The sequence below is a fragment of the Halomicrobium sp. IBSBa genome (assembly GCF_017612575.1).
Lineage (GTDB): Archaea > Halobacteriota > Halobacteria > Halobacteriales > Haloarculaceae > Halomicrobium.
Genome location: NZ_JADPQC010000001.1, coordinates 130866 through 148241 on the forward strand (window position 1 = coordinate 130866; position 17376 = coordinate 148241).

Annotated in this window: 19 protein-coding genes; 9 read left to right on the forward strand and 10 right to left on the reverse strand. The window is 66.4% G+C overall.

The features are described from left to right. Window positions 1-12 precede the first annotated feature (12 nt). Entirely contained in the window at window positions 13-684 is a 672-nt protein-coding gene (locus IL252_RS00645) for an archaellin/type IV pilin N-terminal domain-containing protein (protein ID WP_170094488.1), read from the reverse strand. A 443-nt stretch (window positions 685-1127) separates the two neighbouring features. Beyond that, window positions 1128-1526, reverse strand: a complete 399-nt coding sequence (locus IL252_RS00650; RefSeq protein ID WP_208625842.1) for a YlbF family regulator — start codon at window positions 1524-1526, stop codon at window positions 1128-1130. An 88-nt stretch (window positions 1527-1614) separates the two neighbouring features. Between IL252_RS00650 and IL252_RS17700 the strand changes: the two genes are divergently transcribed. From IL252_RS17700 to aglJ, 4 genes are all read left to right on the forward strand, one after another. Then, window positions 1615-1749 (forward strand): hypothetical protein, encoded by a 135-nt coding sequence (locus IL252_RS17700; RefSeq protein WP_015763443.1) that lies wholly within the window; start codon window positions 1615-1617, stop codon window positions 1747-1749. A gap of 152 nt (window positions 1750-1901) precedes the next feature. Then, the gene (dph2, locus tag IL252_RS00655) at window positions 1902-2948 is read left to right on the forward strand and encodes a diphthamide biosynthesis enzyme Dph2 (RefSeq protein WP_153553593.1); all 1047 of its coding nucleotides are present in this window, start codon (window positions 1902-1904) and stop codon (window positions 2946-2948) included. A gap of 125 nt (window positions 2949-3073) precedes the next feature. Beyond that, window positions 3074-4624 (forward strand): ATP-binding protein, encoded by a 1551-nt coding sequence (locus tag IL252_RS00660; protein WP_208625845.1) that lies wholly within the window; start codon window positions 3074-3076, stop codon window positions 4622-4624. 43 nt (window positions 4625-4667) lie between these two features. After that, a complete protein-coding gene (gene aglJ / locus IL252_RS00665) occupies window positions 4668-5699 on the forward strand; it encodes an S-layer glycoprotein N-glycosyltransferase AglJ (protein ID WP_208625848.1) in 1032 nt (343 codons plus the stop codon). Here aglJ and IL252_RS00670 read toward each other — a convergent pair. Continuing rightward, window positions 5696-6025: a hypothetical protein gene (locus IL252_RS00670; protein WP_153553596.1), complete on the reverse strand. Its 330-nt coding sequence runs from the start codon at window positions 6023-6025 to the stop codon at window positions 5696-5698. The two genes, aglJ and IL252_RS00670, sit on opposite strands and share 4 nt — an antisense overlap. 137 nt (window positions 6026-6162) lie before the next feature. Then, window positions 6163-6519, reverse strand: coding sequence for a helix-turn-helix domain-containing protein (locus IL252_RS00675; RefSeq protein ID WP_170094492.1), 357 nt, complete (start codon window positions 6517-6519; stop codon window positions 6163-6165). Between the two features lie 134 nt (window positions 6520-6653). Here IL252_RS00675 and IL252_RS00680 point away from each other — a divergent pair, with 134 nt between their 5' ends. After that, window positions 6654-8336, forward strand: a complete 1683-nt coding sequence (locus IL252_RS00680; protein ID WP_208625850.1) for a rhomboid family intramembrane serine protease — start codon at window positions 6654-6656, stop codon at window positions 8334-8336. Between the two features lie 8 nt (window positions 8337-8344). Here IL252_RS00680 and IL252_RS00685 read toward each other — a convergent pair whose 3' ends face one another. Both IL252_RS00685 and IL252_RS00690 read right to left on the reverse strand, forming a co-directional pair. After that, a complete protein-coding gene (locus IL252_RS00685) occupies window positions 8345-8968 on the reverse strand; it encodes an METTL5 family protein (protein WP_208625853.1) in 624 nt (207 codons plus the stop codon). Window positions 8969-9035: 67 nt separating this feature from the next. Continuing rightward, window positions 9036-9290, reverse strand: coding sequence for a hypothetical protein (locus IL252_RS00690; RefSeq protein WP_208625856.1), 255 nt, complete (start codon window positions 9288-9290; stop codon window positions 9036-9038). 156 nt (window positions 9291-9446) lie between these two features. Here IL252_RS00690 and IL252_RS00695 point away from each other — a divergent pair, with 156 nt between their 5' ends. Continuing rightward, a complete protein-coding gene (locus tag IL252_RS00695) occupies window positions 9447-10508 on the forward strand; it encodes a S1C family serine protease (RefSeq protein WP_208625859.1) in 1062 nt (353 codons plus the stop codon). A gap of 79 nt (window positions 10509-10587) precedes the next feature. On the opposite strand, the gene IL252_RS00700 is transcribed toward IL252_RS00695, so the two are convergent. The 3 genes from IL252_RS00700 to IL252_RS00710 are packed head-to-tail and all read right to left on the reverse strand — an operon-like array spanning window position 10588 to window position 13202. Then, a complete protein-coding gene (locus tag IL252_RS00700) occupies window positions 10588-11490 on the reverse strand; it encodes a DNA replication complex GINS family protein (RefSeq protein WP_208625862.1) in 903 nt (300 codons plus the stop codon). After that, on the reverse strand, window positions 11487-12665 hold the full coding sequence (gene priS, locus IL252_RS00705) for a DNA primase small subunit PriS (protein ID WP_208625865.1): 1179 nt from the start codon (window positions 12663-12665) through the stop codon (window positions 11487-11489). Before priS ends, IL252_RS00700 begins: the two co-directional genes overlap by 4 nt. A gap of 57 nt (window positions 12666-12722) precedes the next feature. Then, window positions 12723-13202, reverse strand: a complete 480-nt coding sequence (locus IL252_RS00710) for an N-acetyltransferase (protein WP_170094498.1) — start codon at window positions 13200-13202, stop codon at window positions 12723-12725. 119 nt (window positions 13203-13321) lie between these two features. Between IL252_RS00710 and IL252_RS00715 the strand changes: the two genes are divergently transcribed. After that, the gene (locus tag IL252_RS00715; RefSeq protein ID WP_208625868.1) at window positions 13322-14416 is read left to right on the forward strand and encodes a DoxX family protein; all 1095 of its coding nucleotides are present in this window, start codon (window positions 13322-13324) and stop codon (window positions 14414-14416) included. A 19-nt stretch (window positions 14417-14435) separates the two neighbouring features. On the opposite strand, the gene IL252_RS00720 is transcribed toward IL252_RS00715, so the two are convergent. Beyond that, window positions 14436-14870 carry a type IV pilin gene (locus IL252_RS00720; RefSeq protein WP_244256656.1) on the reverse strand — a complete coding sequence of 145 codons (435 nt, stop codon included), beginning with the start codon at window positions 14868-14870 and terminating at the stop codon, window positions 14436-14438. Between the two features lie 86 nt (window positions 14871-14956). Here IL252_RS00720 and IL252_RS00725 point away from each other — a divergent pair, with 86 nt between their 5' ends. Together IL252_RS00725 and IL252_RS00730 are read left to right on the forward strand one after the other, a co-directional pair. Further along, window positions 14957-15823 (forward strand): translation initiation factor eIF-2B, encoded by an 867-nt coding sequence (locus IL252_RS00725; RefSeq protein WP_208625873.1) that lies wholly within the window; start codon window positions 14957-14959, stop codon window positions 15821-15823. A gap of 537 nt (window positions 15824-16360) precedes the next feature. Then, window positions 16361-17371 carry a mechanosensitive ion channel family protein gene (locus IL252_RS00730; RefSeq protein ID WP_208625876.1) on the forward strand — a complete coding sequence of 337 codons (1011 nt, stop codon included), beginning with the start codon at window positions 16361-16363 and terminating at the stop codon, window positions 17369-17371. The last annotated feature ends 5 nt before the right edge of the window (window positions 17372-17376 follow it).

Here is a 17376-nt window from a genome sequence, read left to right on the forward strand (position 1 = left end):
GCGGGCGACGGCCTAGAGCGAGACGGCGGACTTGCCCGAGAGGGACTCGGGCACGACGACCGTGGCGGTGGTCTCGCCGCCGGCCTGGGTAGTCAGCCTGATCTCGGCGGACGATCCCTCGGTGAGGTCGCCGCTGACGAGCTTCCCGTTCAGGTCGTCTTCCTCTTCGCTGCTGGGAACCGAGTCGGTCTGGAACCTGATGATCGCCCGGTCGGCCTGGTCGTTGAGGGCGTTGCTGTTCGAGATCGAGCCGTCGTCGTCCTGCAGCGTCGACGTGATGAACCCGGCGTCACCGCTCGATCCGCCCGATCCCTCGGCCGCCGTGTAGCTGAGGACGTTGTAGCTGCCGCCCGACGAGACCCACTGGGCGGTCGTCGTCGACAGGTCCACGTTGCCCGAGCCCGGCGCTCGCTTGACGGTCACGTCGACCGTCGTCACCTCGAAGCCCTCGCCGTCTTTCACGATGTCAGTGCCGGCGATGTCGACGACCTGGAGGCGGTTGGTCACCTGCTGGCTGCTCTGTTGGCCGCTCTGTTCTGCGTTCGTCTGGAGAAAGCCCGCGGTGTTGATCAGTACGCCCGCCGCGATCGCCGCGACGAGGACCATCGCGATGAACACGATCAGCGTCCCGATCCCGACCTGACCGCGGTCACTCGCTCGCTCACGTTGCCCACTCTGTTGCATCTGAATAGTACTCGCTCCGCTTGTCTAACGGTGGCCACTGCTCGGTAATAAGACTACGCGCCGAATTATCAGGTTCTGTATTCGGGAACTGTAGCGGGTTTTCAGACGCCTCGAACTCACCTGCGACACAGGAAGTAGCTGATCGAGACAGCTTCGACGAACGCCGACGGCAGCGGATTTCGCGACCTATTTCAGACACTGATACCTCGAATGGCGGCAGACTCCGGACGGCGACACCGGAGGTCCAGCCGACGATACTGGCGGTCCGCCGACGCGCTACTCGCCGGCCGTCGGTCGGCGTCGTCACTCCGGGAAGAAAGCGGCGACGAGAAGTGACCGCGAGCCGCGGCGTGGAGCCGGTTCCCATCCCGTCCGGTGCCGGGCTGTCCGTCAGGAGTGGCACCGTCCGGGGCGGCGACACCCCGAACCGGCGGCCAGTCGGGTCAGTCCTCGCAGCAGCCGCCGGCCTTCTCGCCGAAGTCGACGACGAGCTGCTCGGAGACGACTTCGTTGAGTTCCTGGAGGCGCAGTTCGAGTTCGCTCTGGACTTCGAGGTACTCGCTCATGACCGGCAGGTCGTGGAGCTCTTCCTGTGCGGCCTGGAGCTCTCTGAGCGCTTCCTGGTCGGCCTGTCCCGTCTGGCGTGCGAGCATGAACTCCTCGCGGATGGACTCGAACTCCTCGATCTTCTCCTGGGCCTGTTCGTCGTTCTCGACGGCCGCTTTGGCTTCGGCGAAGCGCTGGTACACCGGTAGCTGTGTGATCGCGTCGCCGAACTCGGCGGCGATCTCTTCGACGTGGCTGTCGACGGCCGGATCGGAGGTCTCGGACTCGATACTCATCTCTCCGTCCTTGGTGCTGGCCGCCTAAAGAGTTGCCGAACCGCCACCGGGGGAGCAGGCTTTTCAGGGTAGAGCGGCAAGTCAGTGTATGGCATTGACACTCGTCGGTGGCGCGATGCTCGCCGTTCTGGCCTTCGGATTCGTCGCGTTCGGTGACCGGATCGCAGATCGACTGGCGTCGGTCGACGACGCCACACAGGAGCTTCTCCTCGACGAGTCCTGATACTGCCGGCTGTCGGTCTGTCGCACGTCTCGCCGCCACGAGTGGCTCCGCGACGAACAGCGGGTCGGCCACAGCGGAGACAGTGTCGGCACGGCCGGCGACACCGTCTGGAAGCGCGCGTGTTATACGCGCCGAGACGCTACCCCGGTCCAATGAGTCAGGACCGCAGCGAGGGGGATCTCCGGGCGACTGGGCTCGCTCTCAAGCACGACCGCGAGTGGGACTACGAACTCGACCGCATCGTCGAGGAGGTCGCCGACCGCGACGCAGAGACCGTCGGACTCCAGTTCCCGGAAGGGCTGAAGCGCCGCGGACCGGCCGTCGCCGACGACCTCCGGGACGAACTCCCAGACGACACGCAGGTGATGATCTCGGGCCAGCCCTGTTACGGTGCCTGTGACCTGGACACGTACCTGATGCGCCGGACCGACGTGTTCGTTCACTTCGGCCACTCCCCGATGAAGGAGTCGGACAAGATCATCTACGTGCCGCTGTTCTCGAACGTCGACGTGTTCCCGATCATGGAGCAGGCCCTCGAATCGGAGCTTCCCGCTCCCGACGAGGACCCCGAGGTCGGGCTCGTGACGACGGCCCAGCACATGAACAAGTTCGACGAGATGCGCAGCTGGCTCGAAGAACGCGACTACGAGGTCCACACCCGCAAGGGCGACGACCGACTGACCCACGAGGGACAGGTGCTCGGGTGCAACTACGCCAGCGCCGAGGTCGACGCCGACCAGATCCTCTACGTCGGCGGTGGGAAGTTCCACCCGCTCGGGCTGGCGATGGAACACCCCGACAAGAAGGTCGTCATCGCCGACCCGGTCAACAACGCCGTCCACGTCGCCGACACGGAGAAGTTCATGAAACAGCGGTACGCCTCGGTCCACAAGGCGATGGACGCCGAGCGATGGGGCGTCATCTTCTGTACGAAGATCGGACAGGGTCGCTGGGACCAGGCGACCGAGATCGTCGAGAACAACGACGACGCCTACCTCATCACGATGGACGAGGTGACGCCGGACCGCCTGACGAACTTCGGGATGGACGCCTACGTCAACACGGGCTGTCCGCGGATCACGACCGACGACGGCCCGCAGTTCAAGAAGCCGATGCTGACGCCCCAGGAGTACCGCATCGCCATCGGCGAGGAGGACCTGGAGGAACTCGCCTTCGACACCTTCCACGGCACCTGGTGACGTCGTCGACTGCCCGTGACGACCGTCGCGGCTTTTTGCCACGAGTCCTCGCACGACAGTGACGGCTGTGGTGGCGAGCCCTCGACCGCCAGAGGATTGAAGCGGTGTCGTGCCCACTAGCTGGCATGGACTCCGAGGGCGGTGACGACACGGCCGACGCGTCGACGCGTCACCTCGAAGCGCTACAGGACCTCACGTCGGCGATGGCCGACGGGGACGGGGCCGTCGAAGAGCGCATCGAGCGCGTCCTCGAAGTCGGCTGCCAGCACCTCGGATATCCGAGTGGATACCTCTCGGCAGTCACCGGCGACGAGTACGAGATCGCCGTCGCGGCCGGCGAAAGCGCGGCCGACGCCGTCGGCGACACGTCGCCACTCGCCGAGACGTACTGCCGACACACGCTGTCTGACGGGGGTCTGTACACGATCCTCGATGTCGGTGAGAGCGCGCCGGACGATCCGGCCTACGACAGGTGGGGTCTGGAGACGTACGTCGGCGTCCCGATCGAGGTCGACAGCGAGACTTATGGGACGCTCTGTTTCGGGGACTCGTCGGACCCGAGATCGACGCTGGATCCCTGGCAGGGAGTGCTCCTCGATACGCTTCGACAGTGGGTCGAGTCGGAACTGGAACGCGAGCAGATCGCGTCGCTGCGGGATCGCAACGAGCGACTCCTCGAAGCGACGTTCGACTCCCCGAACGTCTTCGTCGGGATTCTCGACCCGGACGGAACGTTGCTGCGTGCAAACGAGACGGCGCTCTCTTTCGCCGGGGTCGACATCGACGACGTGCGTGGCCGCCCCTTCCCGGAGACGCCCTGGTGGAACCACGACGACGAACAGCAGGCGCAGTGTCGCGACGCGATCGAGCGAGCCGAGGGCGGCGAGACCGTCGAGTTCGAGGGAACACACGTTGGGGCCGACGGCTCTCGCATCAAGACGGCCGTCACGGTCCGGCCGGTGTACGACGACGGAGCCGTCTCGGAGATCGTCGCGGAGGGGCTGGACATCACCGACCTGCAAAACAGGAAAGAACAGATGGACTTCTTCAACGGGATCCTCCGACACGACATTCTCAACGGGATGAACGTCGTCCGGGCGCGGGCCGAGCGGCTCGAATCCGAGCTCGACGGAGAGCTCAACGACCACGCACAGACGATCCTGGAGTGGAGCGACGACATCGTCGAGCTGACCCAGAAGGTCCGCTCGGTGCTGTCGACGCTGTCCGAAGACGGTCTGACAGACCCGGAACCGGTCGATCTGCGAGCGATGCTCGAAGCGGCGGCGACTCGGCCGACGAGCGCGGACCAGCACTGCTCGGTGTCGATCGACGTGCCGGCCGTGACTGTCGCTGGCGACGACCTCCTCGACGACGTGTTCGCCAACGTCATGCTCAACGCCGTCGAACACACTGACTCGTCGCCGTCAATCGAGGTGACTGCGACCGAGAGCGCGGAGACGGTACAGGTCCGCATCGCGGACGACGGCCCGGGAATCCCGCCCGAACGGCGACCGTCGGTGTTCGAACGCGGTGCCCGGCGAAGCGGGTCGAGTGGCACCGGGTTCGGACTGTACTTCGTGGACGTGATGGTCGACTCCTACGGCGGCTCGGTCTGGATCGAAGAGAGCGACCGAGGTGGGACCGCCGTCGTGATCGAGTTGCCCCGTGCCGAATAGCTCACCAGTATATATTTGAGTCCACGCGCTGGACAGGCCAACAATGGCCGACCGAGACGACGTGTGCGTTCTCGTCCCGACGTACAACGAGGCGGCGACGATCGGCGACGTCGTCGCCTCGTTCGTCGGACAGGGGTTCGAGCACGTACTCGTGATCGACGGCGGTTCCGACGACGGCACGCGCGAACTCGCCGCCGAGGCCGGTGCGAGAGTCGTCGAGCAATCCGGCACCGGCGAGGGCTCCGGAAAGGGCCAGGCCGTCCGTGAAGCGCTCGACCGCTACGTCGAACAGCCCTACGTCCTCATGCTCGACGGCGACGCCACCTACCGGCCCGACGAGGCCGACCGACTGCTGGAGCCGCTGTTCGACGGGCGCGCAGAGCACGTCATCGGGAACCGCTTTGCAGACATGGAGCCCGGCGCGATGACCCGACTGAACCAGATCGGCAACGGGATCATCAACACGGCGTTCTCGGTGATCCACGGCCGGGATCTGACGGACATCCTCTCGGGCTACCGCGCGTTCACCCTGGAGTCGGTCAGGCAGTTCGACCTGACCGCCGACGGGTTCGGGATCGAGACGGAGATGGCCGTCGAGTGCGTCAAACAGGGGGTCTCGACGACGGTCGTGCCGATCACCTACCAGACCCGCCCGAACGACTCGGAGACGAATCTGGACCCGTTCAGCGACGGTGCGGTGATCATTCTGACGCTGTACCGGATGGCAAAGACGAACAATCCCCTGTTCTACTTCGGGAGCGTCGGCGTGGTGAGCGCACTGTCCGGGGTCGTGCTGGCGATCTACGTCGCCTACGAGTGGTTCGTCGTCGGCGTCTCCCACGAGGTGATCGCGCTCGTCGCCGCCTCGGGGCTGCTCTTTGGCATCCAGTTGCTCATGTTCGGCGTGCTCTCGGACATGATCGTCGCGCTGAACCGCGAACAGACCCGGCGGCTGAGCGAGATCGCACGCCAGGTCGGCGACGAGTCGGCCGCCGCCGACGTAGCCGACGACACGGAGCCGAGCACGAAGGAAGAATCGGACGGCGAGCGGGCCAGTTCGACTGGCCGCCCCTAGAAGGGGACCAGCGCCCGAAGCTGCGAGAGGAGACTGTTGCTCGTGGCTTCGCGTCGGGCCTCGAACACCGGGTGGAGGGTGTTGAGCAGTTCCTGCTTGTTCTCGAAGGTCGTCTTCGGGACCTGTTCGAGCGCCTCCGCGACCGTGATCGAGTGGCCCGTGGCGTCGAAGGGAACATCGCGGTGCCCGATCTCGGACCGGAGCGTCTGTTTGTCGGTCGGATACTCGATATCGGCGTCGCTCAGTGTTCCGTCGAGCGCGGCGATACCGAACTCGATCGCGTCCGGTTCGTCGCCGTCGTCGTCTGCCGGTGGCCGGACTCCCATCGAGTCAACAGTGGTACTTGCAGGTGGAAAAAGCTACGCTGTCGGGCCGCTCTCGTGTCATACAGTTTATCGTCGGTGCGTCCCGCCGATCGTCGCCACGAGAGATGACTCCCGGGAAACCGCGACGAGAATCCGTCTCACTGCGTCTCGATCTCCGGCGTCGCGACGGCGTCGTCGAGCCACTCGTCGGCCCAGTCGCCGATCTCGTCGAACACCGGCGCGAGCGCCTCGCCCTTCTCGGTTAGCGTGTAGTAGGTCGCGACCGGCGCGGCCTCCTCGACGCGCCGGTCGACGAAGGAACGGTCCTGCAGGTCGTCGAGGACCCGCGAGAGGGTGCGGGAACTGGTCCCGGTCTCTCGCTTGAGTTCGTTGAACCGCTGTTCGCCGTCGAGCAGTTCGTACAGCACCGCCAGCCGCCACTTCGATCCGATCAGGTCGAAGGACTCGACGACCTGGCAGGTCTCGTCTGGCTCCGGGGAAAACGTGGATGACATCGTTGGCTCACTCCCTCGTTGTCGCCAGCGAGATATATAGGTTCGGTTCCGAACCAGGTAACAGAGTGATACCCGGTTTCTGAGTGCAACCTGTCGCCGCCAAGGATAAGCCACAGCCGTCCCATGATCGGGACATGCTACCGGGCCCGATGGATGCGGTTCCGTCGTGGCTGCCCCTCAGGACGCTTGCCGTCCTCCTCGCCGCCGTGGTCTCGCTGGGGGTCGCGCTCGTCGCCAGCGATCGAACGGCTCGGCGACTCGGCGCGCTCCGTCGGCGTCTGCTGCTCGGCGTTCCGTGGGGCACCGTGCTCACGATCGGCGCGGTCGCGCTCGTCTATCTGTTCGTCCAGGGTGGCATCGAAGACCCCAGAGATCCGCTGGTGATCCCGTTCCGATCGTGGTCGTATCGCTATCCGCTGGGCATGGTGACGGCCGCGTTCACACACTCCAGTCTCGGCCACGTGACGGGCAACCTCGTGGCGACGGCGGCTTTCGGCTCCGTCGCCGAGTACGCCTGGGGCCACTACCCCCGAAAGCGAGGCGCTCACTCGTTCGGATCGGCGCTGACGAACCCGTTCGTCCGGATCTTGGTCGTTCCCGCCGGGGCGCTCGTCGTCGGGCTGTTCACGTCGCTGTTCGCACTGGGGCCCGTCGTCGGGTTCTCCGGGGTCGTCTTCGCCATCGCGGGCTTCGCACTCGTCCAGCGCCCGCTGACGGCACTGCTGGCCTTGCTGGCCGATCAGGTCCTCGGATTCCTCGTCGTCGCGGTCCAGACACCGCGCGTCGTCGCCGTCCCGCGTCCGCGCGTCATCACACCGTGGTGGGCCAGCATCGCGATCCAGGGCCACGCCATCGGACTCTTCGCCGGCATCTTGCTCGGGTTCGGCCTGCTGTACTACCGGGACCGCTGGCCCGACCCGACGCGGCTGTGGTTCGGACTCCTCGTGTTCGCGGAGTTTCAGGGACTGTGGGCGCTGTACGTCCCGGAAGGCAACGGCCGATTCGTCCTGTTTCGGTGGCTCGGCGCGGCGGTCGTCTTCGTGCTGACGGCCGTCGTCGTCCTCGGCACCTGGGACGCCGACGAGCGGGCCGGCTCGCGGCTGGACTGGATCGTCGAGCGCCGACTCCCCGAATCGACGGCCGGGATCCACACGGTCGGACTGGCCGTCGTCGTCGTCCTCTTGGTCGGGCTGAGCGGCGCGGCGATCCCGTACAACGTCGCGCCGATCGGCGACTCGCCGGCCCCACAGCCGACGGTCGAAGTTCGGGACTACACCGTCAGTTACGGCGAGGACGTGCCCGACGGCTACGTGCGGAGCGTCTCCCTGCCGTTCGTCGACGATCCGACGGCGATCAACACCAGCGGCGTCGTCGTCACGAGCCAGCGACGCCACGTCTGGCAGACGGTCGTCCTCGAATCCCAGCTCCAGAACCGCGGTTTCGCGACCGTCGACGTCGGCGGCGTCGGCTGGCGACGGAACGTCCACGTCAACCGCACGGGCTGGCGACCGGCCGGCAACGACAGCGTCTACAAGGTGTACCTCAGGCCGGCCGGCGACGAGCGGACGCTCGGCTACACGAGTGAGCCGCGCCGAGCCGACCCGATCGTCGCCGGCCGGAACGTCACGCTGGTCCCGACCGACGAGGGGTTCGCCTTCGCGGTGTCCAGAGAGGGCCGGACGCTCGCCACCGCGTCGGTGCCCGGTCGGAACCGGACGACCGCCGCTGGCGGGCTCACCTTCCGGCGCAACGGCTCACAGGTGTTCGCGAGCGGCGAGGGGACGCGCGTCACGATCGCGACCCGCGAGGCGGCGTAGAACGGCGACTACCAGTCGATTCGGTACACTTCCGCGGTGACGGCTCGCGACTCGTCCTCGTGGTGGTCGAACTGGCGCGGGATCTCGAACTCCGTCTGGTAGGAGTCGGTGACGGTGCCGCCGTTGTCGGCCGCGAACGAGCCGACGAACTCCTGGCTGCCCTCGTTGTGGATGGAGTACGAAACGTCCGCCAGCGCGGCCGTCGTCTCCAGGAACGCCCGGTCGGCGTGTTCGTTGCCCGACTGGGCACCGAACGGCGGGTTCATCACGACCGTCGTCCCGTCGCGATCCGGGCGCAGTGGCGCGTTCTCGGCGTCGCCACGGACCCAGGAGACCGACGTGGCAGAGGCGACCTTCCGCTCGTTGTCCCGAGCGGTCCGTAGCGGTGCCGGATCGACGTCGAGCCCGACGGTTCGCTCGGGGCCGCGCAGCGCCGCGCCCAGCGTCAGCATCCCGGTCCCACAGCCTAGGTCGACGATCGTGCGATCCTCGATGTCCCCCCGGAGGTCGGCGAGGTGGATCAGGTGGGCCGCAAGCTCCGGCGGCGTCCGATACTGTTCGAGCGGGGCTCGCGGATCGTCGAATCCCGCCACCACGCCGAGTTGCTGGGCCAGCGCTCGCTTGGTCGACATTGCCGGCTACTACTGGAGAGACGTTCAAAAGGTTAGTGACTGGTCGGATGGTCCCGGCGCGATCCCGTCATTGCACCGTCGGCTTGCCTCGCGCGTGTTTGATCCAGCGGTCCATCTGTTGGTTGAGACACCAGAACAGGACGACCACCATGGCGGCAAACGCCAGCAGGACCACGACCGCGAGCGCGACGGGGTTCCGAGCCGGCAAGCCCAGGAGCAGTATCAGCGACGCGACGAGCGCCATCTCCAGCGCACAGCGGAGCCCGGCAAACAGGAACGGTGGATGCGGGACCGACGAGAGTTCGCCGCCTGATTCAGACATGGCTACGGGTACGGTAAACCGCTACCTCAAGCTTGTGTCCGTTTCGTCGACAGGTCCGAGACTCGCGGCGGCCCCGGTCGGCCGTTGTCTCAATCGGCCGGAGCGTAAAACGTCGTCTGGCCGTGGGTTTATTCCACCGCCGCCGATAGTACGCCCATGGACGATCAGCAGACGCGTCGTGGTGTGCTGGGTTCGATGGCAGCGGCCGTCGGTGCCGGCGTCGCGGGCTGTCAGGCCCCCACACTGGACACGGCCGCCGGTGCCGAAGGGCAAGCGGCCAGCGACGGCTACAGCGCCGTCTACGAGCAGGTGGTCGACTCCGTCGCGACGGTCCGTACGTACACCGAGAACAGCCGCGGCGGGCAGGGGAGTGCGTTCGTCTACAGCGACGACTACCTCGTGACCAACGAACACGTCGTCGGCGACGCCGACGAGATCTACGTCCGCTACCGCGAGTCGGGCTGGATCGAGTCCGCCGTCGTCGCCGTCGACGCCTACAGCGATCTGGCCGTCATCGAGGTCACCGACAAACCGGCGAGTGCCACGCCGCTGCCCTTCGTCGAGGCCGACCCCGGCGTCGGAACGGAGGTGGTCGCCATCGGCAACCCCTTCGGGCTCTCGGGCTCCGTCTCGGCCGGGATCGTCAGCGGCGTCGACCGGACGCTCCCGGCGGCGAACGGCTTCTCGATCCCCGACGCCGTCCAGACCGACGCGGCGGTCAATCCGGGCAACAGCGGTGGCCCGCTGGTCACGCTCGACGGGACGGTCGTCGGCGTCATCAACTCCGGCGGAGGCGACAACATCGGCTTCGCGATCTCGGCGGCACTCACCCGCAGGGTCGTCCCGTCGCTGATCGACGCCGGGGCCTACGACCACTCGTACCTCGGCGTCCGGCTGACCGATCTGACGCCGCCGATCGTCGAGGCCAACGACCTCCAGACGGCCGAAGGCGTCTATATCGACGAGGTCGTCACGGACGGACCCGCCGAGGGCATTCTGGAGCCGTCGGACGGCGAAGACGTCGTCAACGGCGTCAGAGTCGGCGTCGGCGGCGACGTGGTCGTGGCGATGGACGAGACCCCGACTCCGTCCCGCCAACACCTCTCCTCGTTTCTCGCACTTGAGACGACGCCGGGCGACACGATCGCCGTCGACGTACTCCGTGAAGGGTCCCGAGAGACGGTCGATCTCACGCTGGGCGAGCGACCGGAGATATAGTCGTACGGATTCTCGTCGATCGTTCCCGAATCGACTACACGACCCGTGCGGTCGAGGCAAACGGCGACAGAAATCCGTCTCAGTCGAGGCGTTCGGCGGCGTCCCGATCGACCAGCGGCGCGGCGTTTTGCTCGGGGAGCGTGACCACGTCGTCGGTCGAGAGGTCGTACTCGCGCTGATCGATCCCGAAGATCTCGCCGACCTCGTCCGTGATCCGGACCGTCGCGCGCTCGATCGTCGGCGTCGCCGGCTCGTTGCCGGTGTCGGGCGCGTCCGGCGAGATCGTCCCCGCGTCGTCGGACGGGGGCGACGGTACCGTACCGCCGTCGGAGGCCGGTGATTGCTCGCCGGCCAGCGGGTCGTCCCGGCTGGCTCCGCCTTCTGGCGGTCCGTCCGGCGGCGCGTCGGGCGGCAGGTCGACGCTCTCGTCGCTGCCCATCAGGTCGGCCGCTTCGATCGTCGTCGGCTCGTCGCTCGACGGGGGATCGGTGGGCGGCTCGGGTTCCGGTTCCGCCCCGGCGTCGTCGGGCTCGGACGACACCCCGTCTGTGGGGCTCTCGTCGACTCCCGCGTCCTCGACTGCGTCGGGCGTCACGTCGCCAGCGAGCACGTCGAGGACGTGATCGCGGTTGCTCTCGATGGCGCTGACCAGCGTCTCGAAGAGGTCCCGTTCCTCGCGGGTCAGCCCCTCTTCTTCGGCCGGCATGTCGGCGGCAGCCAGCGACGCCATCTTGACGATCTTGCCGACGCGGCGCTCGTAGATCGCTTCGACCGTCGACTCGGCGGTGTTGATGTCGTCGGTCAGGCGGTTGACCTCCGGGGCGTCGAAGGGATCGTCGGCCCGGTCGGCCACGCTGTCGCGCTCCTCGCGGAGCTGCTGGATGAACTCCCCCGCGTCGGCGTAGAACGACTCCCGCAGCTGCTGGAGGCTGTCGGTCTGGCGCTCGCGGGACTGGACTGACTGGAGTTCGTCGAGATTCATTCTGGGCCTTTCTCGGCACGGCCGCGGGCCATCGCGAAGACGCCCACGTGCTCTGGATAGGTTCCAATGCCCGGTTCCAATGTAAAGCTGTCGCCACCGAGTTCGACCGGGCCGCCGTCAGTGACTTCGATCGTGATGTCGTGGCCGCGGAAGGTCTCCGGGACGGCGTCGACCAGCGGATCGAAGTCGTCGATGGCGTCGCGCTCGATACGCTGTACTTCGAGACCGCTGCCGCCGTGGAGGCTGCCGGGCAGGCGGATCAGGCGGTTCGTGTCCGTCGTCACCGGCTCGTCGATCGGCGCGTTGTCCATCGCGACGACCTCGGTCATCAGCGGCTTGGCGATCTGGAAGAAGGCCGGATGCACGTCGATGTTGCCGGCCGCGAGCTGGTCGTAGTTCTTGCGGGCCGCGCTGAGTGCCGCCGTCGCCTTCCCCTCGCCGATCCCCTCGTACTCTCTGAGGCGCTCGATCGCCGCCTCCTCGTCGCGTTCCAGCAGGTCGTCGACGACGCTCATCACGTGGCGGTGTGCCCGGCGACTCCACCCGCCTTCGGTCGAGAGCGTCCGCTTCTGTGCCGGCGAGGACCGCCCCGCCGTTCCGGCCACCGCCTCCTCGTCGACGAGCTGTTCGAACTCCAGCCCGATCCCGCGGACGTAGTCGACGATCTCGCGGCGCGCGTCCCGTTCGAGCTGCTGGATGCCCGCGTCGCGGACGTGGACGTGATACCCCCGGCCGCCGGAGAAGACGACGGTCAGGTCCTCGAAGCCGAAGTCGTTCTCCAGGAAGTCGAGCAGCCGGAGCAACGCTTCCTTGCACTTTGCGAGCATCTGCGCGTAGCTGTCTTCGCCGAGTTCGACGGCGGGCAGGTGATCGGCGTCGAGGTCGAACACCAGATCGGACGACCGCCACTCCTTGGCGCTCATCGAGGAGGCGCTGGGGTCGCGATACCGGCCCGCGGAGAAGTAGACGTGTTTGGGCCGCTTGCGCTGGAGGAACTCCCCCAGCTCGCCCAGATCCAGCAGCGAGCGGTGTCGGACCATCGTCTCGCCCGGCCCGTCGGTCCAGGGGATGAACCCCCACTCGCGCTCGTTGGCGTCCGGCGGCGGCGTGAACTCGCTGCGGCGATAGTGGTCGCCGAAGCGTCCCCGGAGGTACGCCTGCGTCCGCTCTTCCATCTGAACACGTCTTTGCGGACGGCCATCAAAGGAGTTGCGTTCGGTCCGCCGGTGGTGTCAGCCACGCAGGAGATTCGAGAGCTTCTCGCGGATCGAAGCGTCGCCGAGCTTGAGGTAGTAGGCGTCGCCGCCGTCCTCGTAGTAGTTGTCGATCTCGCGTCGGCGCTCGAACCCGAGGTGTTCGTAGAACGAGATCGCCGCCTGATTGGTCGCACGCGCGTGACAGGTGACACTCCCGTAGTCCTCCGAGACGCGGGCGATGAGCCGCTTGCCGAACCCGTGGCCGCGGTACTCCTCGTCGACGGCCAGAAAGAGGATGTAGCCGTCACTGCGGACGGCCGCGAAGCCGATGAGGCGGTTTCGGGAGCCGTCGACGTAGAGGTAGACCCGAGATCGGCGGTAGGCGTCGCTGAAGAACCCGTGTCGCTGTCTGAGGACGCCGTCACGCTCCCGGATCCGCTCTTTGAGCTCCCAGGCGGCATCGACGTGATCGTCGTTCCCGCGATCGACGATCCGCGATTCGACGTTGACGCTCACTGTCTCCAATAGCCCCCAGGAAAGTATAATTTTACCGGTCGGGTTTTTGACACCGGGGCCACAGGACTCGATCATACTGTCGGGGTCAAGGTTAGGCGTCGCCGGCCCTAACAGTGTGTATGACGTTCTCGAAGGTCCCCCGTGTGGCACTCGCGCTGGTCGCGCTCGCAGCCATCGCTCGACCGGCCGCCGCGCACGTCGACTACGTGACCGATCCGACCGGTGATACGATCGACGCGATCGCGTTCGTTCGCGAGACACTCGCGGAGCCGGTCAACGCAGCGCTGTTCGTCGGGAGCGGTGCGATCGGCGTCGTCGGGCTGGCGCTGTACCTGCGCTACCGTCCGCGTGTCGTCGATATCGAGATTCTCCGCGCCAAACTCGCGACCTACGAGGACCTGATCCCGTGGATGTTGCGCCTGAGCCTGGGGCTGCCCCTCGTCGGTGCGGGCTTTCAGGGATACCTGTTCGCACCGACGGTGTCGTTCGATCCCGCCGCGAATCCGCTCGTGCGTGTCGTACTGATCGGTATCGGGTTCTGCCTGCTCTTCGGCCTCGGCACGCGAATCATGACCGTCCTCGGGATGGGACTGTACGTGCTGGCACTGGCCGTCAGTCCCGACGCGCTGCTGGCACTGGAGTACGTCCCCGGCTTCGTCGCGCTGTTCGTCCTCGGCGGCGGTCGCCCCAGCGCCGACGACATCCTGCTGGACATCGCCTCGACGGAGGGATCGATCTACGGTCGCATCGACCGGATCCACCTGCTGAAAGTCTGGCTCGACGAGGTGATGGCCCCCTACCGCCGGTACGTCCCGACGGTGCTTCGGGTCGGGCTGGGCGTCTCCTTCGTCTTCCTCGGGGTCACGCAGAAACTCGGTGACCCGGCGCGGTCGCTCGCGGTAGTCGAGAAGTACGACCTCACCGCCGTCGTCCCGGTCGATCCCGGTCTCTGGGTGCTGGGCGCTGGCGTGCTGGAAACCGCCGTCGGGCTCGCACTGATCGTCGGCCTGCTGACGCGGGCCAGCGCCGGGGTCGCCTTCCTGCTCTTTACGGCGACGCTGTTCGGCCTGCCGGACGATCCCGTGCTGGCACACGTCACGCTGTTCGGGATGGCGTCGGCACTGGTGACGCTCGGGAGCGGCCCGCTGTCGCTGGACAGACTGCTCGGCGAGGAGCCAGCGGGCGACGTGGAGGCAGTGTCGTCGACGGATTAGCGTTGGGTCCGGGAGAGAGTCATTGCTCCGACGGCCACTCGTCGATCGTGGTCCGGTTGCCCTCGTAGACGTACTGCACCTCGATCTCCGTCGAGGAGGTGACCGGCGTGCCGAAGGCGTTGTTCTCGCTGAGCTGGACGATGTCGCCCGGACCGACGGTCGTCGTCTCGTTCGTCCCCGCCGCTGCCGCCCAGGTCGTGTCCTGGTCGGCACCGACGAAGTGGATCTTTCCGGCTTCGAGTTCGTCGCCGCGGTCGTGGGTCACGATGAGCGTGTTGCTCTGCTCGATGTGATCGTAGGAGAAGTTCGCCGACGGGGGGCCGGTCTCCTGGCTGTCTACGATGAGGACGTTCAGTCCGACCGAGGCGGTCACGACGACGGTGATGCCGACCAGAATCGCGACGCTCGTGCTCTCCGAGATCGCTCGCTCGTCCAGAGACGACCCGATCGACATCATAGTCAGTGGATGGTGTGTGTCCGCAGTTAAATATGGTTCGGCGATGGGGAAAGCCCTTGGTGGCGGGGGTCCGAGCCACGAGCATGATCGACGAGACCGTCGAGGAGATTTCCGAGATGCAGACCCACAGCTCCTCCGTCGTCGCCGTGAAAGCGGCGAGAGCGCTGTCGGCGCTCGCCGACCGCGAGTTCCCGACCACCGAGGAGTACGTCCGGGCGCTGGAGCGAAACAGCAGCGCACTTCGACGCGCGAACCCGTCGCACGCGTCGTTGCACACGACCCAGCAGGCGATCGTCGAGCGCGTCTCCGGGGCGGACCTCGACACCGTCGCGGACGCGAAAGCCGAGACCGACGCCGCGATTCAGGCCGTCGTCGAGCAGGTCGAGGCCGGCAAAGAACGGGCCGCAAAGCGGTGTGGCGACCGCCTCGATCCAACTGCGACGATCCTCACGCACGACTACTCCTCGACCGTGATCGAGAGTATCGAGCGTGCGATCGAGACCGCCGACGGAGAAGTCGACATGACGGTGTACGTCACGGAGGCACGCCCCCGGTATCTCGGTCGCAAGCTGGCTCGATCGATGGCGGGGATCGACGGCGTCGACGTGCGTCTGATCGTCGACAGCGCCGCCGGCCACTATCTCTCGGAGTGTGACCGCGTGCTCGTGGGCATGGACTGCATCGTCGACGACACGCTGTACAACCGCATCGGGACGTACCCGATCGCGGCGGCCGCCGCCGATCAGGGCGTTCCGGTGACCGTCGTCGGATCGGAGTCGAAGCTGATCGACGGCGGCTTCGCGTTCGAAAACGAGTTCCGTTCGGTCTCGGAGGTGATGCGAGAGCCGGCGGAAGGGTTCTCGATCGAGAACCCGGCCTACGACGCGACGCCGACGCGTCTCCTGGACAGCGTCGTCACGGACGAACGCGTCGTAGAATACGACGAGTGAGACCGGCGGCCGTCTGTTCGCCGAGGGCGTCACCACTCGTGGCGTCGAGATCGGTCACGGTCGCCGGTGGCAGTCAGTGAACTCCGATTTTATACTGCCGGCTGTCACTGTTGCAAGATATTCGCGACCACAGGGTCGCAACATTCGTTACAGACGGACAGCCGGCAGTACGAGACGCCCGGAAAAACGAGACGAACTACCGCGTCGCGACCGTCGAACGGCAGTCGGGACAGACGAGTTCGCGCTCGTCGGCTGTGGCGCGGACAATCCAGTTTCCGTCGGCGGAACTCTCGAATTCGCAGGTCGGACAGAAGAGCAACGACTTCCGGCGACCGGTCGTCGGTGGCGGTGCCTCTGCACTCGCTGCAGTGCAGCGTGAGTCGATACTGGTCATCGACTGTGCCTAGCTGGTGGACGGTGAAATACCTGTTGGCTAATTGTTTAATTGTTCCTGTAGTACGGTGTTGTACCGCGATAACGCCTGTCGTGGTCGGGCGCTACGCAACCCTTTTATCCGGAGACGCGGATTGGACGAGCATGACGACCGGTGGTGTCTCGGGGGGCCAGAGCGGGACGGCCACGGCGACGCCGACAGCGTCGCCGACCGGGACGCTCGAATCGCCGGTGCCCTACGGGATGTTTCCGGGCGTGCCCGACTGGATCCTAGATCTGGGCGCAGTGGTCGTGGTCCTCGTGGTGGCGTACTTCGCGTCACGGCTCGTCGTGCTCGTGTTCGGTCGACGCATCGCGCGGCGGTTCCAGCGCCCGAGTCTGACTCGGACCGCGATCAGGGGAATCCGGGGCGCGGTGTTCTTGATCGCTCTCCTGTCGATCCTCCGCATCTACGGGCTCAAGCTGAGCGACATCTCGCTGTCGGTCGCCGTGTTCTCTGCCGTGGTCGGTGTGGTGATCGCACCGGTCGTCGGTTCGATCGTCAGCGGCGTCTTCCTGCTCGCGGACCAGCCCTACGAGATCGGCGACATGATCGAACTCTCCGACACCGATACGCGGGGCTTCGTCGAGGACATCACGCTCCGATACACGAAGATATTCACTCTCGACAACACGTTCATCGTCATCCCGAACGGGACAATCCGGGAGCGAGACGTGGTCAACTACTCCGCAGAGGACCCTCGAACGCGCCTGCGACTCGACATCACGGTGACCTACGAGGGTGACCTCGACGAGGCCAGGCAGATCGTCGAACGGTCGGCTCGAAACGTCGACGCCGTCATCGAGGGCGGGCCCGACATCCGCGTCGGCGCGGCCAGATACCCCGCCCCGCCGACGTGTTACATCAACAGCTTCGCCGACCACGGCGTCCAGCTCACGCTCCGATACTGGGTCAAAGAGCCCTACAAGCTGCTCGCGACCCGCTCGAAGGTCCAGACGAACGTCTGGGCCGCGCTGGAAGACGCCGACGTGGAGATCGCTTACCCCCACTCGCATCTGTACTTCGACGACACCAGCGGTCAGATGCAGGTCGCGATGGAGGAGGGAGCGCCCGACGACCCGTCACCCGACCCCGACCGCGACGGCCCACCGTGACGGCG